The following is a 25,231-nucleotide window of genomic DNA, read 5'->3' as shown; positions in this document are numbered from 1 at the left end:
CACCTCTTTCCGTCAGGCCGCGCCGTTCGCCTTGGCTTTCGAGCGCGACTTAGGCTTGGCGGCGGCGCCTGCGGCGCCGTTGATGCGGTCCTTGAGAATGTTCGACGGCTTGAACACCATGACCCGGCGGGGCGGGATCGGAACTTCCTGGCCGCTCTTCGGATTCCGCCCGACGCGCTGACCCTTGCCGCGCACAACGAACGAGCCGAACGACGAAAGCTTCACCGTCTCGCCACGCTCGAGGCAGTCCCCGATCTCGGCCAGCACCATTTCGACCAGAGACGCCGATTCGGTCCGCGACAGGCCCACCTTCTGGTAGACCGCCTCGCACAGATCAGCGCGCGTCACCGTGCGCCCCGTCATCAATCGCTTCCCCCGGATGGCCGCCCGCCCTCTCGCTTTCGCGGCGAGAGGTTATTGAGGCTAAAGGCTATTCAGCACGGGAGCGATGGTCAACGTGCGCCGCTCCTTCGTTCGTCGAACGCTCACCAACGCACAAGGGCGGATCCCCAGGTAAACCCGCCTCCCATCGCCTCGAGCAGCACGAGGTCGCCCTGCTTGATGCGCCCGTCGGCGCACGCCTCCGCGAGGGCCAGCGGTATGGAAGCGGCCGAGGTGTTGCCGTGGTGGTCGACGGTCAGCACCACCTTTTCCGGCGCGATGTGAAGCTTCTGGGCGCTCGCGTCGATGATACGGCGATTGGCCTGGTGCGGAACGAACCAGTCGATGCTGTCCGCGGTCTCGCCGGTCGCCGCAAAGGCGTCCTCGATCACGTCGGTGATCATGCCGACGGCGTGGCGAAAGACCTCGCGACCCTCCATCCTGAGATGGCCGACCGTGCCGGTGGACGACGGACCGCCATCGACGAACAGCTTGCTCTTGTGCCGCCCGTCGGAGCGCAGATGCGTCGTCAGCACGCCTCGGTCGCTGCTCTCGCCGGGTTGCTCCTGGGCTTCGAGAACTACGGCGCCGGCGCCGTCGCCGAACAGCACGCAGGTGCCGCGGTCGGTCCAGTCGAGGATGCGCGAGAACGTTTCCGAGCCGATGACCAGCGCGCGCTTGTGCTGGCCCGACATGAGGAACTTGTCGGCGGTCGCAAGCGCGTAAAGGAATCCGGAGCAAACCGCCTGCACGTCGAACGCGAAACCGTGCGTGATGCCGAGCGCCGCCTGAACGGTCGTGGCGGTCGCCGGAAAGGTGTTGTCCGGGGTCGCCGTCGCGAGAATGATGAGGTCGATCTCCGACGCCTCGACGCCGCCGTTCGCGAGCGCCTCGCGCGCGGCGAAGAGCGCGAGATCGGAGGTCATCTCGCCATGGGCGGCGATGTGGCGTTGGCGAATGCCGGTGCGCTGGACGATCCACTCGTCCGACGTGTCGACCGTCTTCGCCAGATCGGCGTTCGTCAGCACTTCCGAGGGGAGATACGCCCCACAACCGCGCACCACGGACCGGATGCGGCTCACGACGCCGCTCCCGCGAGAGACGCCGGCGACGGCGGGGGCGCGTCGGCCCCGTGGTCGTGAAGCAGCCCCTGCCGGATCTTCGTCATCAAATCGTACCGCACCATTTCGTAGCCAACCTCCACCGCGGAGGCGAACCCTTCGGCGTCGGTCCCGCCGTGGCTCTTGATCACCACGCCGTCAAGACCGAGAAACACGCCGCCGTTCACCTTTCGGGGATCCATCTTTTCCTTGAGCGTGTCGAAGGCCCCGCGCGCGAACAGGTACCCAAGCTTAGAGAGCCAGGTGCGGCCCATGGCCGAGCGCAGGTACTCCGCGATCTGACGCGCAGTCCCCTCCGCCGTCTTGAGCGCAATGTTGCCGGAGAAACCCTCCGTCACGACCACGTCGACTGTGCCTTTGCCGAGGTCGTCGCCCTCGACGAAGCCGCGGAAGTCGAGGGCGGGGAAATCCTCCTCGCGCAGGATGCGGGCCGCTTCCTTCACCTGCTCGACGCCCTTGATCTCCTCCACGCCGACGTTGAGCAACGCGACGGTCGGCCGATCGAGATCGAACAGGATCCGCGCCATGGCGGAGCCCATCACCGCGAAGTCGACGAGCTGTCGGGCGTCGGCGCCGATGGTCGCGCCGACGTCGAGCACGATGCTTTCGCCGCGGAGCGTCGGCCAGATCGCCGCGATCGCCGGGCGCTCGACGTCCGCCATCATCCTCAGGCAGAATCGGGACATAGCCATCAGCGCCCCGGTGTTCCCGGCGGAGACGACCGCGTCGGAGCGATGGGTCTTCACCGCGTCGAGGGCGAGCCACATCGACGACTTCCAACGCCCCTTGCGGAGCGCGACGCTCGGCTTGTCGTCCATGCGCACGGCGACGTCGGTGTGGAGAATCTCGCAGCGCCCGGCCAGCCGCGGCTCGGCGTCGACGAGCGGCCGGATCTTCGCCTCGTCGCCAACGAAGAGGAACGTCATGTCCGGTTTGCGCGCGAGCGCGAGCGCGGCGCCCGGCACGACGACTGAGGGGCCATGGTCGCCGCCCATGGCGTCGAGGGCGAGGCGGACTGTGTCGGTCATGGGGCGCAGAAGACGAGATCTCTCAGCGGACGCGGGCAAACGCCCGGGGGAGCGCGGCGCGCGCGGACCATAACGGTTGGCGACGGGGTGGCAACCCTCGGCGAACGTTGCGCTCACCCCCCGTCATCGGGACGCTTGAGCTTTCGGAGCTCGGCGAACGGCGATCCGTCGCCGTCCGGATCCTCAGGCTGCTCGAAAGTCGCGCCGGGCTTGCGGGGGTAGGGATCGAGGCCGAGCGTCAGGAACTCGGACACCACGGCGCCGACGTCGATCACGCCGCCCACGAAGGGGTCCGGCGGGTCGTCCGGCCCAAGTTCGATCTCGCCGCCCTCCTCGACCGCCAAGACCTCGGAGGCCGGAGCGAAACGGACGTCGATCGGCTCGCTGACCGTTTCGACGAACGGCTCGAGCGTCACGCCGCACATGCGCTGGACCTTGGCGTCGACGCGGCCCGAGACGGCGACCCCGTCCTTCCCGAACGGCCGCATCGTGACTTCGGCGCGCAGGTCTTCCACCGCGATCGCCTCATTGGCCTTCGCCAAGGCCGCGCGTTCGGCCGCGTCAGCCACGATGTCCACGGTGAGGCCATTCGGACCGACGTCCGCCACAGCGATCGGGCGGGACAAGGGCGATGCGGTCATGATGAAGCCTCCGCCTGCGGGAACGCGGGTCCGGATTGAACGAGCGCGGAAACGGACTGCGCCGCGAGCGCCTCGACCGACAAGCGGAGGTAGCGCGCAAGCGGCCGGGCGCCCGGCGCGTCGGCGCCTTCAAACGGGCCCGCCGCGAGCGCCGCTATGAGGTCAGCGTCGTCGGCCGAGGTCAGCGCGGCGTCATAGGCCGCGGCGCGCGCGTAGAACACGCCCGCCATGCTCTTGATCCGCTTCGGAACCGTCAGGTCGCCGACGCCAATCTCGCGCAGCGCCGAGTCCGTCTCGGAGAACATGAGGTCGAACACGTCCTGCGCCGCGTCCTTCGCGGCGGGCTCAGCCGCCTTTAGCCGGTGGAAATATAAGAAGGCGTGCAACACGATCATCTCGTAGCGCCCCATCACCGTATCGGGCACGCCGAGCTCTCGATAAAAGATCGGCGCGCGCGCCTGGGCGACGATCAGCCCGTAGACGCGCTCGGTCGTGGACGGCGTGGGCGCATCGCGCCGCTGGAACAGACCAAACACCATCGCCCGTCGTCGCCTTGGAACCGCTGCGCGGCTGCGGACCGCAGCCGCTTTCGCCTGTTGAACTGGGCCGTGCCGCGGGTTACGCCAAGTGCGGCGGTGGCACAAGTCCGGCGACGGGCGCGTCAACCCGTCATGAGTTGCGCGTGCCGCGTTTCGGGAGGAAGTCCAGCACATGCCGATCTCGCTTGGGAAGACGACCGCCACCGGGCGCGCCGCCGCGGCGACGCTCGTTCTCGGACTGGCCTCAGTCGCGCTCGCCGGTTGCGCCGAGACGCAGCAAAAGGGCTACGTCCTCTCCGAGAGCTCCCTGCAGCAGGTGCCCGTCGGCTCGAGCCAGGAGCAGGTGCTCGTGGTGCTCGGCACGCCTTCCACGACCGCGACGCTGAAGGGAGAGGTCTATTATTACATCTCCCAGACGACCAAGCGCTCGGTCGCCTTCATGAATCCGACGATCACCGATCAACGCGTGGTCGCGGTCTATTTCGACCAGAACCGCCGTGTTCAGCGAATCGCCAACTTCGGCCTCAAGGACGGACGCCTCTTCGACTTCATCGGCGAGGTCACGCCGACCGCCGGGCAGGAGCGCAACTTCCTGGAGCATGTCTTCAGGGGACTGCTTTCGAACGAGGAATGAACGGGAGGGCGACGCAGATCGCCCCCTTCGTCCGGAGGACGCTTATGACGTTTTCGCCTTTACTGCCGGCCGCCGCCATCGCCGCGGCGGCGCTGCTCCTCGGCTTCGCCGCGCCCGTTCAAGCTGCGCCGGGTGACGAACAGTACGCCACCGTCGAGAACCACGATCCCGCCGGGTTTCAGCGCGCGCTCAGGGCCGGCTCGGACTTCGTCAGAGGCGGACGCGGCCGCAAGTTCAACTTGATCCTTGCGAACCGGGGCGTCATCTCGGTGATCCCCGGCACGACGACCGTCCAGCGCGACATCGCGCGTCTGAAGGCTCCCGGCCTCACCATCATCGCCTGCGCGGAAACAATGCGGGGTTTGTCGGAAGCGAACCGGCGCCGCGTGCCGGTGGTGCCCGGCGTCACGGTGCAGCCCTGCAAGGGCCTGCGCAACAAGCTCGACGTTTCCGGCTGGCAACGCGCTCCGGGCATCTAAACGGCTGTACCGGCTCTGTTGTGGACGCATTGAACTCGGCGCCCGCACAGGAAGCGCGACGGGCTAAGGTGACAACGTCCCCGGCCGTGAGACCCTAATGCCGCTCCACCTCCAGAAACTCTGCGTCGGTTGCGATTCGGTCGAGGATCTGCGGTCGTGGGTCGTGGAGCGCATGGCCGAGAAGCGGCGTCGCGGACTGCCGGAAGAGCAGGTTCACACCACCCGGATGGCGCCGAAGCGCGCCGCGGAGCTGCTCGACGGGGGCTCGCTCTACTGGGTGATCAAGGGCGTCATCCTGGTTCGCCAGCCTCTCGTCGACCTTCGCTCCGCCAAAGGCGCCGATGGGATCGAGCGGTGCGATCTGGTGCTGTCGCCGGAGCTGATCGCCACGCGTCCCGCGCCGCGGCGTCCGTTTCAGGGCTGGCGCTACCTGCCGGGCGCCGACGCCCCGAAGGACGCGGCGACGGACGAAGCCGCGGCGCCCGGCCTCCCGCCGCATCTCGTGGCCGAGCTCCGCTCTCTCGGGCTGCTGTGAGCCGGGCGGCATTGCGCATCCGCCGCGCGCCGCGCTTAAACTCCCGAGCATGACCTTGACCGGCTCGCCGCTCGACATCGCCGCCGTAATCTACTTTCTGATCGTCTGGTTCGGCCACTACACGTGGTCGGAACGGTCGCGGCGCAGCCTGAACTCCGTGATGGCCGAACGGCGCCGGGACTGGATGCGGCGGATGGCGGCGCGCGAGAACCGGATGCCGGATTCGATCACGATGCAGGGGCTTCAGAACGGGTCGGCCTTCTTCGCGTCGACCTCTCTCATCGCGATCGGCGGCGCGCTGGCGGCTCTCGGCGCGAGCAGCGAGGCGGTCGAGGTGTTCGCCGCCCTACCCTTCGGCCTCGTGACCACCCGCGAGGTCTACGACGCGAAGATCCTCGGCCTCGCCGCCATCCTGGTCTACGCCTTCTTCAAGTTCGTCTGGGCGTACCGGCTGTTCAACTACGGCTCGATCCTCATCGTCTGCGCTCCGCCGCGCGAGGAGATCGACACGCCGGAAATGGACGTCGCGCTGGAGCGCGCGGCGCGGATGAACATCGAGGCTGGACGGCACTTCAACCGGGGCCTCCGCGGACTGTTCTTCTCGTTGGCCTACATCGGCTGGTTCGTCAGCCCCTGGGCGCTGCTCGTGACGACGACGCTCGTGACAGTCATCCTGCACCGTCGTCAATTTTCCTCCGAACCGCTCAAAGCCGCGGGCTACGGGTCTGACTCGTAAGGTTCCGTTACGACGCCTAGGTGGCATCACCTACTGTTAAGCGCCATGGATCGGTCAGGATCGTGAGCTCCTACGGAGGGTGGCGGTTGTCGCCGCTCGACTACGCGCGGTTCCTCAATCAATTCAGGCCGGCGCGCTTCTCTCGACGCAGCCGGTGAGCTGGCCCCGCTACGCGTTTAATCCCGGCGTCTTCTACAGCACGGGGACGTACGAGCGAGTCAACACCTCGCCCTACAATTTCTGGCATTCCGGCGCATGGTACTGGAACGAGCCGGGTCGTTCCGAGCGCTCGGCGAACTTCGGCGCCTATTTCGCCGTGCTCCGTCAGAACGTCCGCTGGGTCGCGACCTACGCTCCGCAGCCTCCATCCGGAGCGCTGTCGGAGTTCGACGCCCGAATGTAAAACGCCGCGCTCCCGCCGGCTCAGGCCGCGGCGAGCCGACGGCTGGAGGTGCCCGCGCCGGCGGCCCCCTCCGAGACGCCGGCTCTCGGCTCGGACCGCGGCGTCGAGGACCGGGAGATTGGCCGGCGCTAGTCCGCCGGCCCGATCTGGCGAACGGCGCCTTGCGGCGCTGGCGCGCCCGCCTTCAGCAACTTGTAGGTCAGGCTGTCGACCAGCGCCTCGAACGAGGCGTCGATGATGTTGGGCGACACGCCGACCGTGGTCCAAACGACGCCGTCGCCATCGGTCGACTCTATCAGGACGCGGGTGACGGCTTCCGTGCCGCCGTTCAGGATGCGGACCTTGTAGTCCGTGAGCCTGAGGTCGGCGATGTAAGGCTGGTAGCGCCCGAGATCCTTGCGCAACGCCACGTCGAGCGCGTTTATCGGACCGTTGCCCTCAGCCGCCGTGATCAGCGTCTCGCCGTCCACGGTCAGCTTCACGACCGCCTCGGACATGGTGGCGAGTTCGCCCAGCGCGTTGTGGCGGCGCTCCACCATCACGCGGAAGCTTTCGATCGCGAAAAAATCCGGCACGCGGCCGAGCGCGCGGTTGGCCAGGAGGGCGAAGGAGGCGTCGGCCCCCTCGTAGGCGTAGCCCTCCGCCTCGCGTCGCTTTACCTCGGCGAGCAGCCGGTCGAGCCGCGGATCCGCCTTGTCGACCTCCACCCCAATGCGGGAGAGCTCCGACACGAGGTTGGACTTGCCGCCCTGGTCCGACACCAGCAGCCGCCGGTGGTTGCCGACGGTTTCCGGCGAGACGTGCTCGTAGGTGCGAGGATCCTTCAGAATGGCCGAGGCGTGGATGCCCGCCTTGGTCGCGAAGGCGTTCGCGCCGACGTAAGGCGCGTGCCGGTTCGACGGCCGGTTCAAGAGCTCGTCGAAGGCGCGCGACAACTGCGTCAGGGTGGCGAGACCCTCGTCCGACACGCCGATCTCGAACCGTTCGGAGTAGTCAGGCTTCAGCTTGAGCGTAGGGATGAGCGTTGCGAGGTTGGCGTTGCCGCAGCGTTCGCCGAGGCCGTTCAGCGTGCCCTGGATCTGCCGCACGCCAGCATCGACGGCGGCGAGCGAATTCGCCACGGCGAGGCCCATGTCGTCGTGGGCGTGGATGCCGAGGTTCGCGCCCGGCACCACCGCCTTGGCTTTGGCTACGATCGCCGCGACCTCGTCCGGCGTCGCGCCGCCGTTGGTGTCGCACAGCACCACCCAGCGCGCGCCGGCGTCGTAGGCCGCTTTGGCGCAGGCCAGCGCGTAATCCGGATTGGCCTTGTAGCCGTCGAAGAAGTGTTCGCAATCGATCATCGCCTCCCGCCCCGCCGCGATTGCGGCGGCGACGGTTTCGCGGATCTGATCGACGTTCTCTTCGAGCGTGATCCCCAATGCATGGACGACGTGGAAATCCCAGCTCTTGCCCACGAAGCAGCACGCGGCCGCCTTGGCCTGCAGCACGCCCTGAAGGCCGGCGTCGTTCTCGACCGACCGCCCGGCCCGCTTCGTCATCCCGAAGGCCACGAACGTCGACCGCGTGGTTCGGTTTTCTGAGAAGAACGCCGTGTCGGTAGGGTTCGCGCCGGGGTAGCCGCCCTCGACGTAGTCGACGCCCAAGCGGTCGAGCATCGTCGCCACCGCCATCTTGTCCGCGAGCGTGAAGTCGACCCCCGCCGTCTGCGCGCCGTCACGCAGCGTCGTGTCGAACAGATAGACCCGCTCGCGGGTCACGACGCGTCGCTCACCGGGCGACCTCCCACGTGGTGCCGCCGGCCCCGTCCTTCAGCACGACGCCCTTGGCGAGCAACTCGTCGCGGATCCGGTCGGCCTCGGCCCAGTTTCGCTCACGGCGAGCCTCGAGCCGCGCATCGACGAGGCGCTCGATCTCCTCCTGAGGCACGCTGAGCTCCGGCGCCTTGGCCGCCTGCCAGTCAGCGAGCACATCGGGCCGGAAACCGAGGAAGGCGAGCGTCCCGGCGAGCGGCTTGCGGCGACCCTCGGACTTGAGGCGATGAATCTCGGCGATCATTTTCGGCGTGTTGAGGTCGTCTGACAGCGCCTCGACCACGGTCTCGGCCGGCCGCGGGTCAGCCTCGCCCGCCGCGGCGTCGAACCATTGCGCGAGCGTCCGCTCGGCCTCCTGGAGGCCCTTGAGCGTCCAGTTGATCGGCTGCCGGTAATGGGCCGAGAGCATGGCGAGGCGAGCGACGTCGCCCGGCCAGTCGGCCAGCACCTCGCGGATAGTGACGAAGTTGCCGAGGGACTTCGACATCTTTTCGCCCTCCACCTGCAGGAAACCGTTGTGCATCCAGACGTTCGCCATGGTGTCCCGGCCGAAGCAGCAGGTCGACTGGGCGATCTCGTTCTCGTGGTGCGGAAAGATCAGGTCGATGCCGCCGCCGTGGATGTCGAAGGTCTCGCCGAGCAGCGCGGCGGACATCGCGGAGCATTCGAGGTGCCAGCCCGGACGGCCCTGCCCCCAGGGCGACGTCCAGGCCGGCTCGCCCTCCTTCGAAGGCTTCCACAGCACGAAGTCCATCGGGCCTTTCTTGTATGAGGCGACCTCGACGCGGGCGCCGGCTTCCATCTCGTCCAGCGAACGACGCGCAAGGCGGCCATAGGCGGGCATCGACGCGACGTCGAAGAGCACGTGCCCGTCCGCCTCGTAGGCGTGGCCGCGGGCGATCAGGCGCTCGACCAGCTTCACCATGTCGAGCTCGTCCGCGCCGCGGCAGATGAACTCGGTCGCGCGCGGCTCGTGGCTCGGCCGCAGCGTCCCAAGCTCCGCCACGTCCTCGCGGAACCCGCGGGCGGTGTCTTCGGTCAACGCGCGAATGCTGATCCCACGCTCGGCGGCGCGGGCGTTGATCTTGTCGTCCACGTCGGTGACGTTGCGGACATAGGTCACATGCTCGGCGCCGTAGAGATGGCGGAGCAGCCGGTACATGAGATCAAAGACAATGACCGGGCGCGCGTTGCCGATGTGGGCGCGGTCGTAGACCGTCGGCCCGCACACGTACATCCGCACATTCGTGGGATCGATCGGCGCGAAGTCATCCTTCGTGCGGGTCAGCGAGTTGTAGATCTTAAGCGCAGACAAGCGCCGTCCTCCTCATCGGCCGGGAGGTCGTTCTTCTCTCATCCAAAGATCAAGAAAAAACCGCCGCGGCCCGCTTTTCAGCTAACCGCAGATAATGACGATCCGGTTGATGCGGGTCGACGGCTCGGCCTTCATGGCGCGGGACAATGATCAACCCCGCTTGACGCGTCAAGCGAACGGTCAACCGATCAATCTGCCGGACCGATCTCCCCGCCTCCGACAAACGGATGATGCCGTCGACCCGGCGCCGATGCGATCGGTTGCAGCAAAATGAGACGCGGCCAAGAGCACGGCGGGATTGCGGCGACGACGCGCCGTCGCCGGTCCCCATGGCCGACGCAAACGTAAGAGGTTCTTGAGAAAAAGGCTTCCGCATTACCAAGATTTAAGGCGGAGTTCTATGGCGGCGGGGTGGCGCGGAAGCTATATTCCACCGTGCGCCAAATCGAACCGGATGCTATCCGTCGGCGCGGAAGTCTTAGGAAACCCCGAAGGAGGCTACAATGGCCATTTGGACCGCTCCGATCGTCTCTGAGACCCCGGTGGGCCTCGAAGTCACGTCCTACAGCCCGGCTGAGCTCTGAGCTTAGTTGGATTGTAGTAAGGGATGACAGGCGCAGCGGCGGATTAACATCATGACGTTGCGCTTTGTCGTCCTTGGATCTGCCGCCGGCGGCGGCTTTCCTCAGTGGAATTGCCGCTGTCCGGTGTGCGATCTGGCGTGGAAGAACGATCCACGCGTGAAGCGTCGCACGCAGTCGTCCATCGCGGTCGAGACTGGAGCCGGGCGCTGGACGCTCTTCAATGCGTCTCCCGACCTTCGCTCCCAGATTCTGGCGACGCCTCTGCTGCAGCCGACAGGGCTGCGAGAGACACCCATCCGTTCCGTGGTTCTCACCAACGGCGACGTGGACCACGTCGATGGCCTTATCACGCTGCGTGAGCGTTCGCCGCTAACTGTCTACGCAACCTCGCAGATCTCCGGCATTCTGGACGCCAATCCGATCTTTGGCGTGCTGGCGAAGGACATGGTCGCGCGCGAAGTCGTGGCGCTGAACAAGCCGTTCCGGATAGACGACTCGACGATCGAGTTCTTCGGGGTCCCCGGGAAGGTGCCGCTCTATCTCGAGACCGAGAACCTCACCATCGGCGACGCCGGCGGCGACACGGTCGGGGTCGAGATCACGCGCGACGGGACGACTCTGGTTTACATACCGGGATGCGCGACGGTCGACGCCGGCGTGCTTGCCCGTGTCGACGGCGCAGACGCGCTGCTTTTCGACGGCACGGTGTTCGAGGACGACGAAATGCGCCAGGCGGGCGTCGGCGTAAAGACCGGACGCCGCATGGGGCATGTGCCGATCTCGGGGGAAGGCGGATCGCTGCACGCCTTCGACAGTGTGCAGGTGGGTCAGAAGATCTACATTCACATCAACAACACCAACCGCATCCTGGTCGACGGCTCGGCGGAGCGAGAGGCGGTCGAGGCGGCGGGATGGCGGGTGTCGGAAGACGGGCTGGAGGTCGCGCTGGGCGGCCTCGCCTCGGAACGGACGTTCGAAGACCGCGGAACAACCGCGGCTTGAGATCTGCGGAGGACTTCGCGATGGCAGACCTTCTCTCAAACGCCGAACTCGAGGCGCGTCTTCGCGACGTCGGCGCCCGGCGGTACCACAGCCGGCATCCCTTCCAGATCCGTTTGCAATCAGGCCAGTGCACTCGCACCGAGGTCGAGGCCTGGGCGCTCAACCGGTACCTCTATCAGGCCTGCATCCCGCAGAAGGATTCCCAAATCCTCGCGCGGCTGGAGGACGCCGCCATGCGGCGTGAATGGCGTCAGCGCATCATCGACCACGACGGTGAGCGCGAGGGCGAGGGCGGCATCGCCAAGTGGCTGAAGCTCACCGACGATCTTGGCCTCGACCGCGAGACCGTGATGTCTGGCCGGCTCGCCCTCCCCGCGACCAAATTCGCCGTGACGGCCTACATCTCGTTCTGCCGCGACCGCCCGCTGCTCGAGGCGATCGCCTCCTCGTTGACCGAGCTGTTTTCCCCGTCCGTCATCAAGGTGCGCTCAGAGGGCATGCTGGCGCACTACGACTACGTGACGCCTGAGACGCTGGCCTACTTCAACAAGCGCCCGGTTCAGGCCAAACGCGACAGCGACTTCGCCCTCGCCTACGTGTTCGAGCATGCGAAGACCCGCGAGCATCAGGACGCGGCGATCGCGGCTCTTGAGTTCAAGTGCTCGATGCTCTGGAGCATGCTCGACGCTCTGGAGCACGGTTATATCTACGCCAAGCCTTGGCCGGACGCGTTCCGGGCCGAGCGCGGCGACGCCCAGCAGGCCGCGGAATGATCGAGGTGTCCTCGGACGCGGTTCCGAAACTTCCGCGCGGCGTGCGTCTTCGCCGTGACGAGGTGCGCAACGAATGGCTCCTGCTCGCGCCCGAGCGCGTGCTGAAGCCGGACGCGATTGCAGTCGCGGTGCTGGAACGCTGCGACGGCGTTCGGACCGTCACGGCGATCGTCGACGATCTCGCGACCGCCTATGCGGCCCCCCGCGAGACGATTGAGGCTGACGTGAAGAAGATGTTGGCCGATCTTCAGGCCAAGCGCGTGTTGGATCTGAACTGAGGCGACGGCGAGGGAATTTCCGAGCGGCCATGCCTAGAGCCGTTCAGGCCGGACGCGCTTCGCTGGGACGGCGCCATGAAGGACGCAGTCTCGGCACGATGGAAAGGAACGCGCGATGAACGACATGACCGTTCCGAACCCGTCCACGGCGACCCGCGTGCCGCCGCCGGCGCCGCTTGGGATGCTGGCGGAACTCACGCACCGCTGCCCATTGTCCTGCCCCTACTGCTCCAATCCCGTGGACCTCGAGAAGCGCTCGCTGGAGCTCGACACCGAGACCTGGAAGCGGGTGTTTTCGGAAGCCGCCGCCATGGGCGTGCTTCATCTCCACCTGTCGGGCGGCGAGCCGACGGCGCGCCGGGACATCGTGGAGTTGACGGCCCATGCGGTGAAGGTCGGGCTCTACACCAACCTCATCACGTCAGGGATCGGCGTCACCTACGACAAGCTCAAGGAGTTGGCGGACGCCGGCCTCGACCATGTCCAGCTGTCGATCCAGGATGCGCTGCCCGACAACGCCGACCGCATCGCGGGCCTCAAGGGCGCGCATGAGAAGAAGCGCATTCTTGCGGGCCAAGTGCTCGAGCTTGGTCTGCCGCTGACCATCAACGCCGTGATCCACCGCGCCAACATCGAGAACATCGAGGCGCTGGTGAACATGGCGCTGGAGTTCGGCGCCCGGCGGGTCGAGATCGCTCATTCCCAGTACTACGGCTGGGCGCTCGAGAACCGGAACATGCTCATGCCGACGCGCGAGCAGGTGATGGCGGCCGCGGCCACCGTCGAGCGGCTGCGGGAGGAGCTTCAGGGGAAGCTCGTCATCGACGCCGTGGTGCCTGACTATTACGCCCGCCTTCCGAAGCCCTGCGTCGGCGGCTGGGGAAAGCAGTCCCTGAACGTGACGCCCCAGGGCAAGGTGCTCCCTTGCCACGCGGCCGAGACCATCCCCCACCTCGTGTTCGACTACGTCACCGACAAGAGCCTGTCGGAGATCTGGGAGCACGGCTCCGCGTTCGAGGCCTACCGCGGCACGAGCTGGATGAAGGAGCCCTGCACCTCCTGCCCGCGCAAGGAGATCGACTTTGGGGGCTGCCGCTGCCAAGCGCTGGCGATCACCGGCGACCCGGCGAACGCCGATCCCGCCTGCTCGCTGTCGCCGTTCCACGCCAAGATCACCTCGCTCGCGCTGAAGGCGGCGGACTCGGGCAAGACCGACTACGTCTACCGGAGCTTCGGCGGCGTGGAGGGTCGGCCCAAGGTGCAGATCACCCGCAACAACGGCGCGCCCGTTTAGACCGCTCTCGGCTCGCGCCGCCGGAACTGCGGAGCGTGAGAGCGCTTCCCCGCCCGCGTCATCCTGGGCCGCGCCAAAATGTGATAGGCAGCGCCCGTCAACGGACGGGAGCGGCGCATTGAAATTCGAGATCCCCCACAGCCTTGGCCGGGCTGAAGCGAAACGCCGGATCGAAAACGGGCTCCCCGCCTTGGAGAGGCACATCCCAGGCGGCGGGACGGTCTCGTCCTCATGGACAGCCGAAGACAAGCTGGCGCTTCAGATCTCCGCCATGGGGCAGTCCGTCCGCGTCGCCATCGAGGTGGAGGACGCGCTCGTCCGGGGCGAGATCGAGGTGCCTCTGATGCTGTCGATGATGTCCGGCGCGATCCGCGACTTCGTCGAAAAGAGCTCGCGCATTATGCTGGAGAAGCCCGGCCCTTCGCGCGCCTGATCAAGCGCTTTGAAAAGTCTCTCGGTCGTCCCGATATTCTGCCCATGATCCAACCCAAGGAGACGGCGATGAGCACGACCACCGAACGCGCGGTTCTGGCCGGCGGGTGCTTCTGGGGCATGCAGGACCTGATCCGGAAGCAGCCGGGCGTGGTTTCGACCCGGGTGGGCTACAGCGGCGGCGACGTGCCGAACGCCACCTATCGGAACCACGGCACCCACGCCGAAGCGATCGAGATCATCTTCGACCCGAAGATCACGAGCTTCCGACGGATGCTGGAGTTCTTCTTCCAGATCCACGACCCGACGACGCTGAACCGTCAGGGCAACGATCGCGGCCTCGGCTATCGATCGGCGATCTTCTATGTGGACGACGTCCAGCGTCAGATCGCCGAGGAGACGATCGCCGACGTCAACGCGTCCGGGCTCTGGCCGGGCAAAGTGGTCACCGAGGTTGCAGCAGTCGGGCCGTTCTGGGAGGCCGAACCCGAGCACCAGGACTATCTCGAGCGTTTTCCCAACGGTTACACCTGCCACTACATTCGGCCGAACTGGCGGCTTCCGAGCCGCGACGAGATCCGGCAGGCAAGTTGAACTGAGGCGAGGAGCGTCGATCTTGTCGGCGCTCCTTTCGCTTTTTCAGCCGCGAGAGGGCGAGCTAAGCAGCCGTCAGGGACGGATCTCGCCGGCGTCTTCGCCGTTCCAGTAGTGGATACGCTCGGCGCGCACTTTGATCAGCACGACCCCCGGCGTATCGACGCCGTCCGGAAACCAGCGGTCGAGATCCTTGGTCCAATGTTGCGCGAACGCGCCCTTGTCGCGGATCAGTTCGGCGACGCCTTGCACGGAGGCGAAGAGCGGCGGCTTGCCCAGAAGCCCTTTGGACCCTTGGAATGACAGCGCGACCTTGGGATCGCGCTCGACGTCGGCCACCGTCCGAGACTGCTCGAAGGTGAAGTAGAAAGAATCCCCAGCGTATTCGACGTCGCGGTTGTTGCTCATCGGACGGCCCGCCAGCGCGCCGTTGTCAGTCGTTGTGAAGAGCATCGCGAAATCGATGTCGCGCATCTTTTCCGCGAGGTCGGTGATCGTCAGGTCGCTCATGTCAGTCTCCGGTTGATTGCCCCCGGATCAACCCAACGCTCCGCCTCAAGGAAAGTTTGCCGAGCGAGGCCGCGCCTGACGGAACCCGGCGATCGCTTATCGGAGCTCCCTGGCGTCGACCTCTGGAGAGAGACTCTCAGTAATTCGCGGCCTCTTCCGGCGACTGACCGCGGCGGTACACCAGCATGGTCCGCTCGAAGCTCATCACCTCGGCGCCGTCCTGGTTCACGCCGCGGGTGAGCACCGTGACGATGCCCTGTTGCGGTCGGCTCTTGGACTCGCGCTTCGAAAGCACCGTGCTCTCGGCGTAGAGCGTGTCGCCGGCGAACACCGGCGCGGTCGCCTTGACCTTATCCCAGCCGAGATTGGCGACCACCTTCGCGCTCACGGTGCGGACGCTCATCCCCGTGAGCAGCGCCAGCGTGAAGGTCGAGTCCACCAACAGCTTCTTCCACTCGGTCTTGTCGGCGTAGGCGGCGTCGAAATGGACCTGCTGCGTGTTCATGGTCAGCAGCGTGAACCACACGTTGTCCACATCGAGGAGCGTCCGGCCTGGCCGATGTTCGTAGACATCGCCGGGCTCGAAATCCTCGAAATAGAGACCGGAGGTCTCGCGGAAGCGGCGCTCGCCGACGATCTTGTAGGCGGGAAGGCTCTCGGTCATGGGGTCGGCTCTCCGGGATGCCGCGCCCACGCCGGAACGCGGCGGGGGCGCCTGGCAAGGACGATCAGTCGGCGTATTCGCCGGCGGCCTTGATGATCGGCGCCCAGCGGTCGATTTCGGCGAAGTACTTCGCCTTCAGGCCCTCCGGCGTCGCTTCCGCGTCGGACACCGGCGCCGTGCCGAGTTCAGCGAAGCGCCTGACGGTCTCGGGATCGTGGAGCGCGGCCTTCAGAGCGGCGTTGAGCTTGTCGACCACCGGCGCGGGCGTCCCGGCGGGAACGTACATGCCGTGCCAGACGCCGACCTCGAAGCCTTTGAGGCCGAGTTCGGCGGCGGTCGGCACGTCCGGCAGCACGGGGATGCGCTCGGCGGTCGCGGTGGCGTAGGCCTTCACCTTATGGGTCTTCACCGGACCCGTCGCGCCGGTGGTCTGGTCGCACAGCAGGTCGACCTGTCCGCCCATCGTGTCGGTCATCGCGGGGCCGGTCCCCTTGTAGGGCACGGTCGTCAGCTTCACGCCCGTCAGCTGCATGAAAAGCATGCCGCAGATGTGGCTCACCGCCCCGGGGCCGGCGTTTGCGAGCGAAACCTTGTCCTTGTTGTCCTTGATGTAGGCGAGCAGCGCCTTGAAGTCGGCCGGCTCGAAGTTCGGCCGGCTCACCAGCAGCATCGGAACTGTCGTGACCTGACCAACGAAGCCGAAGGCGGTCTTAGGATCGTAGGCGAGCTTGCGATAGAGCGTTGCGCTTGTGGTGATGCCCATGTGGTGCAGCAGGATCGTCTGCCCGTCGGGCGCCGCGCGGGCGAGCCGGCCGGACGCCAGCGTGCCGCCGGCCCCCGTCGCGTTCTCGACCAGCACCGGCTGTCCGAGCTCCTTCTCCATCACCCGCGCGACGAGCCGGGCGACCACGTCGGTAGGTCCGCCCGCTGCGAACGGCACCAGCATTGTGACCGGTCCCTTGGGGAAGTCCTGCGCCGACACCGGCGCGACTGTCGAAACGAAAGCGAAGGCCGCCGCAGCGGCGAGGCGCCTGAAGACCATTCCCATCCTCCCATCGGCCCTGTTTCGGACCTGTCACGGGCGCCGGTCGAGCGGCGCCTCGATCCCAAGAGGTAGCGGAGGGCGCGACCATCGAGAAATGTTATATCGCGAACTCAGCTTTAGCATTCGGCGATAGGTCCGGGACATGGACGTCCACCAGCTCAAAACACTGATCCACGTGGCCGAGCTTGGCAGCCTGAGCAAGGCGGCGGATCGGCTGCGCATCGCGCAGCCCGCGCTCAGCCGGCAGATCCGGATGCTGGAGCAGGAGATCGGCCAGCCGCTGTTCGAGCGCCACGGCCGCGGCATGCAGATCACCGACGTGGGGCGCGACGTGCTGGCCCACGCGACCCGCATCATGGCTGAACTCGACGCCATTCGGGCCACGACCTCGGGGGGCGGCTCGTCCTATCGCGGCGCCGTCACGATCGGCATGACCTCGACCGTCGCCGAGATCGCGACCGTGCCGGTCGCCGCCCGGGTCAAGCGCGAGCATCCCCAGCTCGCCATCCGCTTCGCATCCGCCTTCTCCGGCCATGTGCTGGATTGGCTGCAGCGCGGCGAGGTCGACATCGGCATTTCCTATGACCCGCAGCCCATGCGCTCGCTGCGCATTCGCCCGGTGATGACGGAAAGCCTGCTTCTGGTCGGCGCAGGCGAGGAAGGGCTCGATCGTAGCGAGGCGGTCGCCTTCGCAAGCCTCGCGGGGCGCGACCTGGTGCTGCCGAGCCCACGTCACGGCCTGCGCGCCATCGTCGAGGACTGCGCGCGCAAGGCCGGGATCGCGCTCACGGCCAGCGTCGAGGCGGACTCGTTTGGCGGCATGATCGCGCTGGTGCGCGGCGGCTTCGGGCCCACGATCCTGCCGCTCGCGCCGATCTACGCGCAGGTCGAGCGCGGAGAGCTTTCCGCCGCTCCTCTTGTTGATCCCGCTCCCACCCGCCGGGTGGTTCTGGCGTTTCCAGCGGATCGACCGGTGAGCCCCGCCGCTCGCTTCGTCGGCGACGCCTTCATGGAGATCGCGGCGGACCTCGTCGGGCGGGGCGTCTGGCTTGGCCACAAGCTCGCGCCCGACCGAGGGTGACGCGAGCTAGATCAGAACGCGATACCTCAAAGCCACGATTGCTATTTGTGGGCATGGCTGGGCGCCGCTAACGCTTCCCCTCATCAGGGAGCACGAGACGCCATGACGACAGCCGCGCGCGAGACCTATGCGGAGATCCGCGAGAGCGTCGCCAAGCTCTGCGCGCAGTTTCCGGGCGAGTACTGGCGCGGGCTCGATCGCGAGATGGCCTACCCCTCCGCCTTCGTCGAGGCGCTGACCGAGGCCGGTTATCTCTCCGTGCTCATTCCGGAGGAGTATGGCGGCGTCGGGCTGCCGCTCTCCGCCGCGGCGGCGGTGCTCGAGGAAATCCAGCTGCAGGGCTGCAACGGCGCGGCCTGCCACGCCCAGATGTACATCATGGGCGCGCTGCTCCGGCACGGGAGCGACGCGCAGAAAGCCAAGTACCTGCCCGGCATCGCCTCCGGCGCGCTTCGCCTGCAGGCGTTCGGCGTGACCGAGCCGACCAGCGGCACCGACACCTCCTCGATCAAGACCTTCGCCCGCCTCGACGGCGACCACTACGTCGTGAACGGCCAGAAGATCTGGACCAGCCGCGCCGAACACTCCGACCTGATGCTCCTGCTCGCCCGCACCACGCCGAAGGAGCAGGCGGCCAAGCGCACGGACGGCCTGTCCGTGTTCGTGTTGGACATGGCGGAGGCGAAGCAGGCCGGCATGACCATCCGGCCGATCCGGACGATGATGAACCACGCGACCACCGAGGTGTTCTTCGACGACGTCCGCGTGCCGGCCGAGAACCTCGTCGGCGAGGAGGGCAAGGGCTTCCGCTACATCCTTTCCGGCATGAACGCCGAACGCATCCTGATCGCCGCCGAGTGCATCGGCGACGCTAAATGGTTCATCCGGAAAGCGACGGCCTACGCCAGCGAGCGCAGCGTCTTCGGCCGGCCGATCGGCCAGAACCAGGGCGTCCAGTTCCCCATCGCCAAGGCTTACGCCGCCATGCGTGCGGCGGAGCTGATGGTCCGCGAGGCCGCCGAAAAGTTCGAAGCCGGCCTCGATTGCGGGCCCGAGGCCAACATGGCGAAGATGCTGGCCGCCGACGCCTCCTGGGAAGCCGCGAACGCCTGCATCCAGACCCATGGCGGCTTCGCCTTCGCGGAGGAGTACGACGTGGAACGCAAGTTCCGGGAGACGCGCCTCTACCAAGTGGCGCCTATCTCGACGAACCTCGTGCTGTCTTACATCGCCGAGCACGTCCTCGGCCTGCCCCGCTCGTACTGAAGGATTCCCGATGACCGGTCCGCTCGAAGGCCTCCTCGTCGTCAGCCTTGAGCAGGCGGTCGCCGCTCCGACATGCACGATGCGGCTCGCCGACGCCGGCGCGCGGGTGATCAAGCTCGAGCGGATCGAAGGCGACACCGCGCGGCATTACGACCGCAGCGTGAAGGGGATCAGCGCCTATTTCGCCTGGTTGAACCGAGGCAAGGAGAGCGCGGCCCTGGACCTTAAGTCCGAGGCGGATCTGGCGCTCGCCCATGCGCTGGTCGCGAAGGCCGACGTGTTCGTGCAGAATCTCGCGCCGGGCGCCAGCGTGCGGCTCGGTCTCGGCGCCAAGGATCTCGTCGCGCGCCATCCCCGCCTGATCGCGCTCGACATCGTGGGTTACCGGCAGTCGACCCCTGCCCGAGGCCTGCGCGCGTACGACATGCTGGTGCAGGCCGAAAGCGGCATCTGCAGCGTCACCGGAACGCCGGAAGAGGCGGTGAAGGTCGGCGTCTCGATCGCGGACATCGGCACCGGTATGAACGCCCACGCCGCCGTCCTCCAGGCGCTCTACGAGCGCGAGCGCACCGGCCGCGGCAAGGCGATCGAAATCGCGATGTTCGACTCCATGGCCGAGTGGATGGCGGTGCCGTTCCTGCACTACGAGCACCAGGGCCGGATCACCCCCCGCACCGGGCTCAGCCACGCGTCGATCTTCCCCTACCACGTCGCCGACTGCGTGGACGGGGGCGTCGTCATCGTGGTGCAGAGCCCGGCGGAATGGGTCCGATTCTGCGAAGGCGCGCTGGGCCGGCCCGACCTCGTGGCCGATCCGCGCTTCGCAGACAATCCTCTCAGGGTGGAGAACCGCGACGCGCTCGCGGCCATCATCCAGGAGACCTTCGGTCCTTCGACGCGAGCCGAGATGATCGCGCGGCTTGAGGCGAACCAACTCGCCTGGGCCAAGGTGTCGGACGTGCGCGACATGGCCGCCCACCCCGCCCTTACCCGCATGACGGCGACGCTCGCCTCCGGCGAGACCTTCGACCTGCCGACCTCGCCTCTCACCGCCAACACCACCTGCGCGCGCCCGCCCGAGCTCGGCGAGCACACCGCGGCGATCCGCGCCGAGGTCGCGGCGGCGCTCGCTCCGGCTGAAGCCTGACCCGTGGCGCGCCGCGTGGCCGACACCGCGGCCGAAATCCTCGCCGCGCTCGGGCCCCTCGAGGGACGCGCGATCCTCGACGTGGGTTGCGGCCAGGGCCGGCTGTCTGCGGCGCTCGCGCGTCGGGGCGCACGCATGACCGCCGTCGATCCCGACGGCGCCGCGGTCTTCGCCGCGCGCCAGGCGGGGCCTGACCTGCGCGTCGAGCAGTCGGGCGCCGAGGCCCTGCCCTTCGCCGACGCCAGCTTCGACGGCGTCGTGATGCTGAACAGCCTGCATCACGTGCCGAGCGAGAGCCTCGCCGCCGCGCTCTCCGAGATCGCCCGCGTCGCCGCCCCGGACGCTCCCATCGTGATCGTGGAGCCCTTAGCGGAAGGCACGTTCTTCGAGGCCATGCGCCCGTTGGAGGACGAGACGGCGATCCGCGCCGCCGCGCAGGCCGCCCTGGATCACGCCTGCGCCGACGGCGAGCCATTGATCTTGGCGTCGATCGAGGAGTTCGAGCGCGTGGAGCCCTTCCGCGACGTCGAGCAATTCATTGAGCGGCTGGTAGCCGTCGATCCGGCCCGCCGAAGCGCCCTGCCCGCGGCGCGCGGCGAGGTCGAGCGGCTGTTCGCCACGCTCTCGGAGCCGACGGCTCTCGGAGCGACCCTGCGCCAGCCCTTACGGATGCATCGCCTGCGAAGGCGATGACGTCCTCCAGGTCGGGCGGCGCAAAGCGGCGTCGCGCGGACGGTTGCCGCCGACCTCTGAAGCCCCGATGACTTGGCGGGATCGCCGCGGCGAACGAGTCGCCGCGACCAGACGGCTCCGGAGGTTCGATCGTCATGTCCGTGGTCCACGACGGCTACTTCACCGAAGGGCTCGACGCCGATCCGGAGCTCGCCGCCGCCTTGCGGGGCGAGCTCGAGCGCCAGCAGGACGGGATCGAGCTGATCGCCTCCGAAAACCTCGTCTCCCGGCTGGTGCTCGAGGCGCAGGGCTCGGTCATGACCAACAAGACCGTCGAAGGCTTCGCCTTCGCCCGGTACTACGGCGGGGCGGAGTTCGCGGACGCTGTGGAGGCGCTTGCGCTCGAGCGGGTGAAGCGTCTGTTCGGCTGCCGCTTCGCCAACGTCCAGGCCCATTCCGGCTCGAACGCCAACAACGGCGTGTTTCTCGGCCTACTCGGGATCGGCGACGTCATCCTGTCGATGAAGACCTCCGCCGGGGGCCACATCAGCCACGGCCACCCCGCGACGCTGACTGGGCGAGACTACCGGATCGTCCATTACGGCGTGAGTCGCGAGACCGAGCGCGTCGATCTCGACGAGGTGCGCGCGCTCGCGCTCGAGCATCGGCCGAAGATCATCGTCGCCGGCGGCTCCGCCTACGCCTGGACGCTGGACTTCTCCGGGTTTCGGACCATCGCCGACGAGGTCGGGGCCTGGCTCATGGTCGACATGGCCCACTTCGCGGGGCTGGTCGCAGCCGGCGTCTATCCCGATCCGTTTCCGCATGCCCACGTCGTGACGTCGACCACCAACAAATCGCTGCGAGGGGCGCGCGGGGCGATGGCGCTCTGGAACGACGAGGCGCTGTCCGACCGCATCAACTACGGCATCTTCCCCGGCGTTCAGGGCTCGGTGATGCTCCACGTCGTCGCCGGCAAAGCCGCCTGCTTCGGGGAGGCGCTCCGCCCCGAGTTCAAGGCCTACAACAGGGCGGCCGTCGCCAACGCCCGCGCCTTGGCCGAGACGCTGGCCGCGGCGGGCGTGCGTCTCGTCGGCGGCGGAACGGACACCAGCATGGTTTTGGTCGATCTGGTGAATCAGGGCGTCGACGGCGACGTCGCCGCGAAGGCGCTGGAGAGCGCGGGCCTCGCTGCGAACAAGAACCTGATCCCGTTCGATCCTCGGCCCGCCGAGGCGCCCTCAGGCCTCCGACTCTCGAGCAACGCGGGAACGACGCGGGGCTTCGGCGTCGACGAATTCCGCCGCATCGGCGACTGGATCGCCGCCGCCGTCAGCGCTCCCTTCGACGCGGCGGCCCTCGCCGCCATCCGGGACGACGTGCGCGCGCTCTGCCGCGCCTTCCCGATCTACCGCTGAAGGCGGCGTTCAGGACGACCGCGGCGCGACGGCGTAGCGCAGCCAGACCACGCCGCTGCGCGCCTCGAAGCTTGTGAGCTCCAGCGACAGAACGTTGGCCAGCCCCTCCTCCCCCGCCTCGAAGATCGCTCGTTCGCCGGTGACGCCGTTGATCGACGGCCACACCAGCACGACGACCTCGTCCACGAGGCCGGCTTTCAGGAAAGCGCCGTTCACCCCGCCGCCGCCCTCCAGCAGCAGACGCTTCACGCCGAACTCGCGGGCTAGGACGTCAAGCGCCGCGGCGAGATCAATCTCTGGGCCCTCCGCAACGAGGTAGGACACGCCGTCCGCCGCGAGCTCAGCGAGATGAGCGTCGCTTACCTCGCCGCCGAGCAGCACGACCACATGGTCGCCGCCGATGTCGCCCCTCTCAAAATGCACCTTGCCGGAAGGATCAAGGATGATCCCGTAGGCCCCTGCGTCGCGGCGGGCGACGTGCGCCGGACGCGCGGGCCGTCCGGGCTCCGCCGGCGGATGCGGCGCGGCCTTCGACATCTCCTGAGCGGTCACGCGACCGATGATCCACCCGTCGCCGCCGAGTTCGTCGTGCGCCGCCTCAAAGGCCCGGCCGCGCGCCTTGATCTCCTCCTCGGCGCCCGGGCCGGAACGCCCGGAGCCGAGGCGCCCATCGAGCGAGGTCAACATCAGGCAGGTGACGTGCGGCTTCATCGATGGCTCCGGTCAGGCTCATGGCGGACCGAGCGAGCTAGCGCGTGTCGGCGGAAAGGCCAGCGCCGGAGCTGGGTTGAGGACAGTCCGGCTCAGGCCATACCTTCCTTGCCCATAATGTCTATTTATTCCATAGAGTGATTATGTTCGATGTTTCCCATGCCCAGTCCGACCGTGTGAGCGCGCTCCCATGCTAACCAAGAAGGCCAAGTATGGACTGAAGGCGATGGTGGACTTGGCGGGCCTGCCGCCGGGCCGCTCCACCTTCGTCGCCGAAATCGCGGACCGAAACGGCATCCCGAAGAAGTTCCTCGACGCCATTCTCGGCGAGTTGCGCAACGCCGGCCTCCTCAGCAGCAAAAAGGGGAAGTCCGGCGGCTACATGCTCGCGCAGCACGCCGAGGGCATCACCGTCGGCGAGATCATCCGGGTGCTCGACGGGCCGCTCGCGCCGCTGCCCTGCGCCAGCCGCTCCGCCTTTTCGCCTTGCCAGGACTGCGAGGACATCGGGCGCTGCGAGGTGCGAATGATGATGCTGGAGGTGCGCGAAGCGATCGCCGGCGTGCTCGACCATCGCACGCTCGCCGAGATGCGCGACCTCGGCGGCGACGGCATGACGAGCTTCGTCTACCAGATCTGACCTCCGCGGCGCCGGGACCGTCCGCTCGGCGACACGTCGCGTTTTCCCCGGCCTCCGGGACTGGTAAGAGGCGGCGTCGACGAGGACCGGAGGACGCTGTGGCGAAGACGATCAAGATCATCGGGATCGGCGCAGGAGACCCCGACCACCTCACCCTCCAGGCCGTCAAGGCGCTGAACCAGGTCGACGCGGTCTTCCTGATGGACAAGGGTCCGGCCAAGGACAAGCTCATCGCGCTGCGCAAGGAGATCTGCCGCCAGCACCTCACCGAGCGGCCGTATCGTTTCATCGAGGCGGTCAGTCCCGAGCGTGACCGCGACGGCGACTACGCCGGACAGGTGCAGGACCTCAACGCCCGTAAGCAGGAGGTGTTCGAACAGTTGATCGCCGGGCTCTCAGAGGGCGAATGCGGCGGCTTCCTCGTATGGGGCGATCCCTCGCTCTACGACAGCACGATCCGGATCGTCGGCGCGATCGCCGACAGCGGCCGGCATGACATTGCGTGGGAGGTCATCCCCGGCATCAGCAGCATCCAGGCGCTCGTCGCCAAACACCGGACCACGTTGAACCGGATCGGCTCGCCGGTTGAGATCACCACGGGTCGCCGGCTCGCCGCGGGGCTCTCTCAGGACGTCGACAGCGTGGTGGTGATGCTCGACGCTGAAGACGCCTACGAGGCGCTCGCTGAAAGCGACGCCTTCGAGATCTTTTGGGGCGCCTATGTCGGGACCCCGGACGAGATCTTGATCTCCGGCCGGCTGAAGGCTGTCGCAGCGGAGATCGCCCGTCGCCGCGCCGAAGCGCGCGCGGCGAACGGCTGGATCATGGATTCTTATCTTCTGCGCCGCGACGAGCCGAAAAGCTGAGGGAGCTCGATGAAACTCCTGGGCCGTTTCGACGTTCAGGCCTAATGACTCATCGCGTCCTCCAAAGGCTCGCTCGGGCCGTGGTCGTCTTAGCGGTCGTCGGCGTAGTGGTTCCTGCCGCCGCGCAAGGTCGCCCTTATGCCCCCTCGCTCTCCTGCGCGCGCCTGCATGCGCTTCTCGAGCGCTCGGGCGCCGCGGTCATCAGCACGGGGCCACGCACCTATGACCGCTTCGTTCGCGACGGCCGCTTCTGCCAGCCGACCGAGGTCACGGAAGCCGCCTGGGTCCGCGCATCCGACGAGCCGGACTGTTTCATCGGCTACACATGCAAGGAAGCCGACAGGGACGACGAATGGTGAGGTTGCGCGCCTGATCTTCGCCTGAAACCTTAACGTCCGACACGCGTTGTTACAGCAACAAACAACGATTAGAGCGGGCAGATGAAACGAAAGACCCACGACAAAGAGATTAGACCGAACGACGAACGCCCCAGCCGTCGGATCATCACCCTTAGAACGCTGATCGCTGACGCTCTCCAAAAGCAAGACCGTCTAGAAAGCCCTCTGGCGTCGCGTTAATCTTTGATCGTCTGAAAAAGGCGCGCTCTTTGAGCGGCGCCTTTTTCGCG

General features: G+C 67.3%; 31 protein-coding genes. 20 read left to right on the top strand and 11 right to left on the bottom strand.

The window, feature by feature from the left end; translation table 11 throughout:
* Positions 1-12 precede the first annotated feature (12 nt).
* From METY_RS09195 to METY_RS09175, 5 genes are all read right to left on the bottom strand, one after another.
* Positions 13-363 (bottom strand): integration host factor subunit alpha, encoded by a 351-nt coding sequence (locus METY_RS09195; protein WP_103121087.1) that lies wholly within the window; start codon positions 361-363, stop codon positions 13-15.
* Positions 364-485: 122 nt separating this feature from the next.
* The gene (locus METY_RS09190) at positions 486-1,463 is read right to left on the bottom strand and encodes a beta-ketoacyl-ACP synthase III (protein ID WP_103121086.1); all 978 of its coding nucleotides are present in this window, start codon (positions 1,461-1,463) and stop codon (positions 486-488) included.
* On the bottom strand, positions 1,460-2,530 hold the full coding sequence (gene plsX, locus METY_RS09185) for a phosphate acyltransferase PlsX (RefSeq protein ID WP_103121085.1): 1,071 nt from the start codon (positions 2,528-2,530) through the stop codon (positions 1,460-1,462). Before plsX ends, METY_RS09190 begins: the two co-directional genes overlap by 4 nt.
* 113 nt (positions 2,531-2,643) lie before the next feature.
* Entirely contained in the window at positions 2,644-3,171 is a 528-nt protein-coding gene (locus METY_RS09180) for a YceD family protein (RefSeq protein WP_244593577.1), read from the bottom strand.
* Complete coding sequence (locus tag METY_RS09175) at positions 3,168-3,710, bottom strand: ubiquinol-cytochrome C chaperone family protein (protein WP_160147334.1); 543 nt, start codon at positions 3,708-3,710, stop codon at positions 3,168-3,170. Before METY_RS09175 ends, METY_RS09180 begins: the two co-directional genes overlap by 4 nt.
* A gap of 172 nt (positions 3,711-3,882) precedes the next feature.
* Here METY_RS09175 and METY_RS09170 point away from each other — a divergent pair, with 172 nt between their 5' ends.
* From METY_RS09170 to METY_RS09150, 5 genes are all read left to right on the top strand, one after another.
* Positions 3,883-4,344: an outer membrane protein assembly factor BamE gene (locus METY_RS09170; protein WP_103121082.1), complete on the top strand. Its 462-nt coding sequence runs from the start codon at positions 3,883-3,885 to the stop codon at positions 4,342-4,344.
* 44 nt (positions 4,345-4,388) lie between these two features.
* Positions 4,389-4,823, top strand: a complete 435-nt coding sequence (locus METY_RS09165; RefSeq protein WP_103121081.1) for a hypothetical protein — start codon at positions 4,389-4,391, stop codon at positions 4,821-4,823.
* A gap of 97 nt (positions 4,824-4,920) precedes the next feature.
* Entirely contained in the window at positions 4,921-5,358 is a 438-nt protein-coding gene (locus METY_RS09160) for a DUF1489 family protein (RefSeq protein WP_103121080.1), read from the top strand.
* 49 nt (positions 5,359-5,407) lie between these two features.
* Complete coding sequence (locus METY_RS09155) at positions 5,408-6,094, top strand: DUF599 domain-containing protein (RefSeq protein ID WP_103121079.1); 687 nt, start codon at positions 5,408-5,410, stop codon at positions 6,092-6,094.
* Positions 6,095-6,248: 154 nt separating this feature from the next.
* Positions 6,249-6,497 carry a hypothetical protein gene (locus METY_RS09150; RefSeq protein ID WP_103121078.1) on the top strand — a complete coding sequence of 83 codons (249 nt, stop codon included), beginning with the start codon at positions 6,249-6,251 and terminating at the stop codon, positions 6,495-6,497.
* Between the two features lie 128 nt (positions 6,498-6,625).
* On the opposite strand, the gene cimA is transcribed toward METY_RS09150, so the two are convergent.
* Entirely contained in the window at positions 6,626-8,257 is a 1,632-nt protein-coding gene (gene cimA, locus METY_RS09145; RefSeq protein ID WP_103121077.1) for a citramalate synthase, read from the bottom strand.
* Between the two features lie 10 nt (positions 8,258-8,267).
* Positions 8,268-9,626 (bottom strand): cysteine--tRNA ligase, encoded by a 1,359-nt coding sequence (cysS, locus tag METY_RS09140; protein WP_103121076.1) that lies wholly within the window; start codon positions 9,624-9,626, stop codon positions 8,268-8,270.
* A gap of 503 nt (positions 9,627-10,129) precedes the next feature.
* Between cysS and pqqA the strand changes: the two genes are divergently transcribed.
* The 7 genes from pqqA to msrA all read left to right on the top strand — a co-directional run bounded on the left by pqqA (position 10,130) and on the right by msrA (position 14,583).
* A complete protein-coding gene (gene pqqA, locus METY_RS21775) occupies positions 10,130-10,210 on the top strand; it encodes a pyrroloquinoline quinone precursor peptide PqqA (protein WP_081761428.1) in 81 nt (26 codons plus the stop codon).
* Positions 10,211-10,267: 57 nt separating this feature from the next.
* Complete coding sequence (gene pqqB / locus METY_RS09130; RefSeq protein ID WP_103121159.1) at positions 10,268-11,212, top strand: pyrroloquinoline quinone biosynthesis protein PqqB; 945 nt, start codon at positions 10,268-10,270, stop codon at positions 11,210-11,212.
* Between the two features lie 20 nt (positions 11,213-11,232).
* Positions 11,233-11,985: a pyrroloquinoline-quinone synthase PqqC gene (gene pqqC, locus METY_RS09125; RefSeq protein WP_103121075.1), complete on the top strand. Its 753-nt coding sequence runs from the start codon at positions 11,233-11,235 to the stop codon at positions 11,983-11,985.
* Complete coding sequence (gene pqqD / locus METY_RS09120; RefSeq protein ID WP_103121074.1) at positions 11,982-12,263, top strand: pyrroloquinoline quinone biosynthesis peptide chaperone PqqD; 282 nt, start codon at positions 11,982-11,984, stop codon at positions 12,261-12,263. Before pqqC ends, pqqD begins: the two co-directional genes overlap by 4 nt.
* A 124-nt stretch (positions 12,264-12,387) precedes the next feature.
* On the top strand, positions 12,388-13,557 hold the full coding sequence (pqqE, locus tag METY_RS09115; RefSeq protein WP_200819641.1) for a pyrroloquinoline quinone biosynthesis protein PqqE: 1,170 nt from the start codon (positions 12,388-12,390) through the stop codon (positions 13,555-13,557).
* A gap of 118 nt (positions 13,558-13,675) precedes the next feature.
* Positions 13,676-13,990 (top strand): polyhydroxyalkanoic acid system family protein, encoded by a 315-nt coding sequence (locus tag METY_RS09110; protein WP_103121072.1) that lies wholly within the window; start codon positions 13,676-13,678, stop codon positions 13,988-13,990.
* Positions 13,991-14,058: 68 nt separating this feature from the next.
* The gene (gene msrA, locus METY_RS09105) at positions 14,059-14,583 is read left to right on the top strand and encodes a peptide-methionine (S)-S-oxide reductase MsrA (RefSeq protein WP_103121071.1); all 525 of its coding nucleotides are present in this window, start codon (positions 14,059-14,061) and stop codon (positions 14,581-14,583) included.
* Positions 14,584-14,658: 75 nt separating this feature from the next.
* On the opposite strand, the gene METY_RS09100 is transcribed toward msrA, so the two are convergent.
* The 3 genes from METY_RS09100 to METY_RS09090 all read right to left on the bottom strand — a co-directional run bounded on the left by METY_RS09100 (position 14,659) and on the right by METY_RS09090 (position 16,799).
* Complete coding sequence (locus METY_RS09100; protein WP_103121070.1) at positions 14,659-15,093, bottom strand: pyridoxamine 5'-phosphate oxidase family protein; 435 nt, start codon at positions 15,091-15,093, stop codon at positions 14,659-14,661.
* A 136-nt stretch (positions 15,094-15,229) separates the two neighbouring features.
* On the bottom strand, positions 15,230-15,757 hold the full coding sequence (gene ripB, locus METY_RS09095; protein WP_103121069.1) for a (R)-specific enoyl-CoA hydratase RipB/Ich: 528 nt from the start codon (positions 15,755-15,757) through the stop codon (positions 15,230-15,232).
* A gap of 64 nt (positions 15,758-15,821) precedes the next feature.
* Positions 15,822-16,799: a tripartite tricarboxylate transporter substrate-binding protein gene (locus tag METY_RS09090; RefSeq protein WP_103121068.1), complete on the bottom strand. Its 978-nt coding sequence runs from the start codon at positions 16,797-16,799 to the stop codon at positions 15,822-15,824.
* Between the two features lie 145 nt (positions 16,800-16,944).
* Between METY_RS09090 and METY_RS09085 the strand changes: the two genes are divergently transcribed.
* From METY_RS09085 to glyA, 5 genes are all read left to right on the top strand, one after another.
* Positions 16,945-17,883, top strand: a complete 939-nt coding sequence (locus METY_RS09085) for a LysR substrate-binding domain-containing protein (protein WP_103121067.1) — start codon at positions 16,945-16,947, stop codon at positions 17,881-17,883.
* 102 nt (positions 17,884-17,985) lie between these two features.
* Positions 17,986-19,149, top strand: coding sequence for an acyl-CoA dehydrogenase family protein (locus tag METY_RS09080; protein ID WP_103121066.1), 1,164 nt, complete (start codon positions 17,986-17,988; stop codon positions 19,147-19,149).
* Between the two features lie 10 nt (positions 19,150-19,159).
* On the top strand, positions 19,160-20,296 hold the full coding sequence (locus tag METY_RS09075; protein WP_103121065.1) for a CaiB/BaiF CoA transferase family protein: 1,137 nt from the start codon (positions 19,160-19,162) through the stop codon (positions 20,294-20,296).
* Between the two features lie 15 nt (positions 20,297-20,311).
* Positions 20,312-20,989: a class I SAM-dependent methyltransferase gene (locus tag METY_RS09070; RefSeq protein WP_160147333.1), complete on the top strand. Its 678-nt coding sequence runs from the start codon at positions 20,312-20,314 to the stop codon at positions 20,987-20,989.
* Positions 20,990-21,123: 134 nt separating this feature from the next.
* Entirely contained in the window at positions 21,124-22,386 is a 1,263-nt protein-coding gene (gene glyA / locus METY_RS09065) for a serine hydroxymethyltransferase (RefSeq protein WP_103121063.1), read from the top strand.
* 9 nt (positions 22,387-22,395) lie between these two features.
* Here the strand turns inward: glyA and METY_RS09060 are convergent, their stop codons facing one another.
* Positions 22,396-23,097 carry a RibD family protein gene (locus tag METY_RS09060; RefSeq protein WP_103121062.1) on the bottom strand — a complete coding sequence of 234 codons (702 nt, stop codon included), beginning with the start codon at positions 23,095-23,097 and terminating at the stop codon, positions 22,396-22,398.
* Positions 23,098-23,287: 190 nt separating this feature from the next.
* Between METY_RS09060 and METY_RS09055 the strand changes: the two genes are divergently transcribed.
* The 3 genes from METY_RS09055 (at position 23,288) to METY_RS09045 (ending at position 24,962) form a co-directional block, all read left to right on the top strand.
* A complete protein-coding gene (locus METY_RS09055; RefSeq protein ID WP_103121061.1) occupies positions 23,288-23,737 on the top strand; it encodes an RrF2 family transcriptional regulator in 450 nt (149 codons plus the stop codon).
* Positions 23,738-23,835: 98 nt separating this feature from the next.
* Entirely contained in the window at positions 23,836-24,603 is a 768-nt protein-coding gene (gene cobF, locus METY_RS09050) for a precorrin-6A synthase (deacetylating) (RefSeq protein ID WP_103121060.1), read from the top strand.
* 80 nt (positions 24,604-24,683) lie between these two features.
* On the top strand, positions 24,684-24,962 hold the full coding sequence (locus tag METY_RS09045) for a hypothetical protein (protein ID WP_244593576.1): 279 nt from the start codon (positions 24,684-24,686) through the stop codon (positions 24,960-24,962).
* The last annotated feature ends 269 nt before the right edge of the window (positions 24,963-25,231 follow it).

The organism is Methylopila sp. Yamaguchi (assembly GCF_002897035.1).
Taxonomy (GTDB): Bacteria; Pseudomonadota; Alphaproteobacteria; order Rhizobiales; family Methylopilaceae; genus Methylopila.
The sequence above is the reverse complement of the archived record's forward strand: the minus strand, read 5'-3'. Positions and strand labels throughout refer to the sequence as shown.

What these genes read in the sequence shown, in the direction of transcription:
- METY_RS09160 (WP_103121080.1), top strand. Translation starts at nt 4,921, where the DNA reads ATGCCGCTCCACCTCCAGAAACTCTGCGTCGGTTGCGATTCGGTCGAG.
- pqqA (WP_081761428.1), top strand. Translation starts at nt 10,130, where the DNA reads ATGGCCATTTGGACCGCTCCGATCGTCTCTGAGACCCCGGTGGGCCTC.
- glyA (WP_103121063.1), top strand. Translation starts at nt 21,124, where the DNA reads ATGTCCGTGGTCCACGACGGCTACTTCACCGAAGGGCTCGACGCCGAT.
- METY_RS09075 (WP_103121065.1), top strand. Translation starts at nt 19,160, where the DNA reads ATGACCGGTCCGCTCGAAGGCCTCCTCGTCGTCAGCCTTGAGCAGGCG.
- METY_RS09175 (WP_160147334.1), bottom strand. Translation starts at nt 3,710, where the DNA reads ATGGTGTTTGGTCTGTTCCAGCGGCGCGATGCGCCCACGCCGTCCACG.
- msrA (WP_103121071.1), top strand. Translation starts at nt 14,059, where the DNA reads ATGAGCACGACCACCGAACGCGCGGTTCTGGCCGGCGGGTGCTTCTGG.
- METY_RS09080 (WP_103121066.1), top strand. Translation starts at nt 17,986, where the DNA reads ATGACGACAGCCGCGCGCGAGACCTATGCGGAGATCCGCGAGAGCGTC.
- plsX (WP_103121085.1), bottom strand. Translation starts at nt 2,530, where the DNA reads ATGACCGACACAGTCCGCCTCGCCCTCGACGCCATGGGCGGCGACCAT.
- METY_RS09090 (WP_103121068.1), bottom strand. Translation starts at nt 16,799, where the DNA reads ATGGTCTTCAGGCGCCTCGCCGCTGCGGCGGCCTTCGCTTTCGTTTCG.
- METY_RS09055 (WP_103121061.1), top strand. Translation starts at nt 23,288, where the DNA reads ATGCTAACCAAGAAGGCCAAGTATGGACTGAAGGCGATGGTGGACTTG.
- pqqD (WP_103121074.1), top strand. Translation starts at nt 11,982, where the DNA reads ATGATCGAGGTGTCCTCGGACGCGGTTCCGAAACTTCCGCGCGGCGTG.
- METY_RS09180 (WP_244593577.1), bottom strand. Translation starts at nt 3,171, where the DNA reads ATGACCGCATCGCCCTTGTCCCGCCCGATCGCTGTGGCGGACGTCGGT.
- METY_RS09195 (WP_103121087.1), bottom strand. Translation starts at nt 363, where the DNA reads ATGACGGGGCGCACGGTGACGCGCGCTGATCTGTGCGAGGCGGTCTAC.
- pqqC (WP_103121075.1), top strand. Translation starts at nt 11,233, where the DNA reads ATGGCAGACCTTCTCTCAAACGCCGAACTCGAGGCGCGTCTTCGCGAC.
- METY_RS09085 (WP_103121067.1), top strand. Translation starts at nt 16,945, where the DNA reads ATGGACGTCCACCAGCTCAAAACACTGATCCACGTGGCCGAGCTTGGC.
- ripB (WP_103121069.1), bottom strand. Translation starts at nt 15,757, where the DNA reads ATGACCGAGAGCCTTCCCGCCTACAAGATCGTCGGCGAGCGCCGCTTC.
- METY_RS09170 (WP_103121082.1), top strand. Translation starts at nt 3,883, where the DNA reads ATGCCGATCTCGCTTGGGAAGACGACCGCCACCGGGCGCGCCGCCGCG.
- pqqE (WP_200819641.1), top strand. Translation starts at nt 12,388, where the DNA reads ATGACCGTTCCGAACCCGTCCACGGCGACCCGCGTGCCGCCGCCGGCG.
- METY_RS09060 (WP_103121062.1), bottom strand. Translation starts at nt 23,097, where the DNA reads ATGAAGCCGCACGTCACCTGCCTGATGTTGACCTCGCTCGATGGGCGC.
- METY_RS09100 (WP_103121070.1), bottom strand. Translation starts at nt 15,093, where the DNA reads ATGAGCGACCTGACGATCACCGACCTCGCGGAAAAGATGCGCGACATC.
- METY_RS09165 (WP_103121081.1), top strand. Translation starts at nt 4,389, where the DNA reads ATGACGTTTTCGCCTTTACTGCCGGCCGCCGCCATCGCCGCGGCGGCG.
- METY_RS09155 (WP_103121079.1), top strand. Translation starts at nt 5,408, where the DNA reads ATGACCTTGACCGGCTCGCCGCTCGACATCGCCGCCGTAATCTACTTT.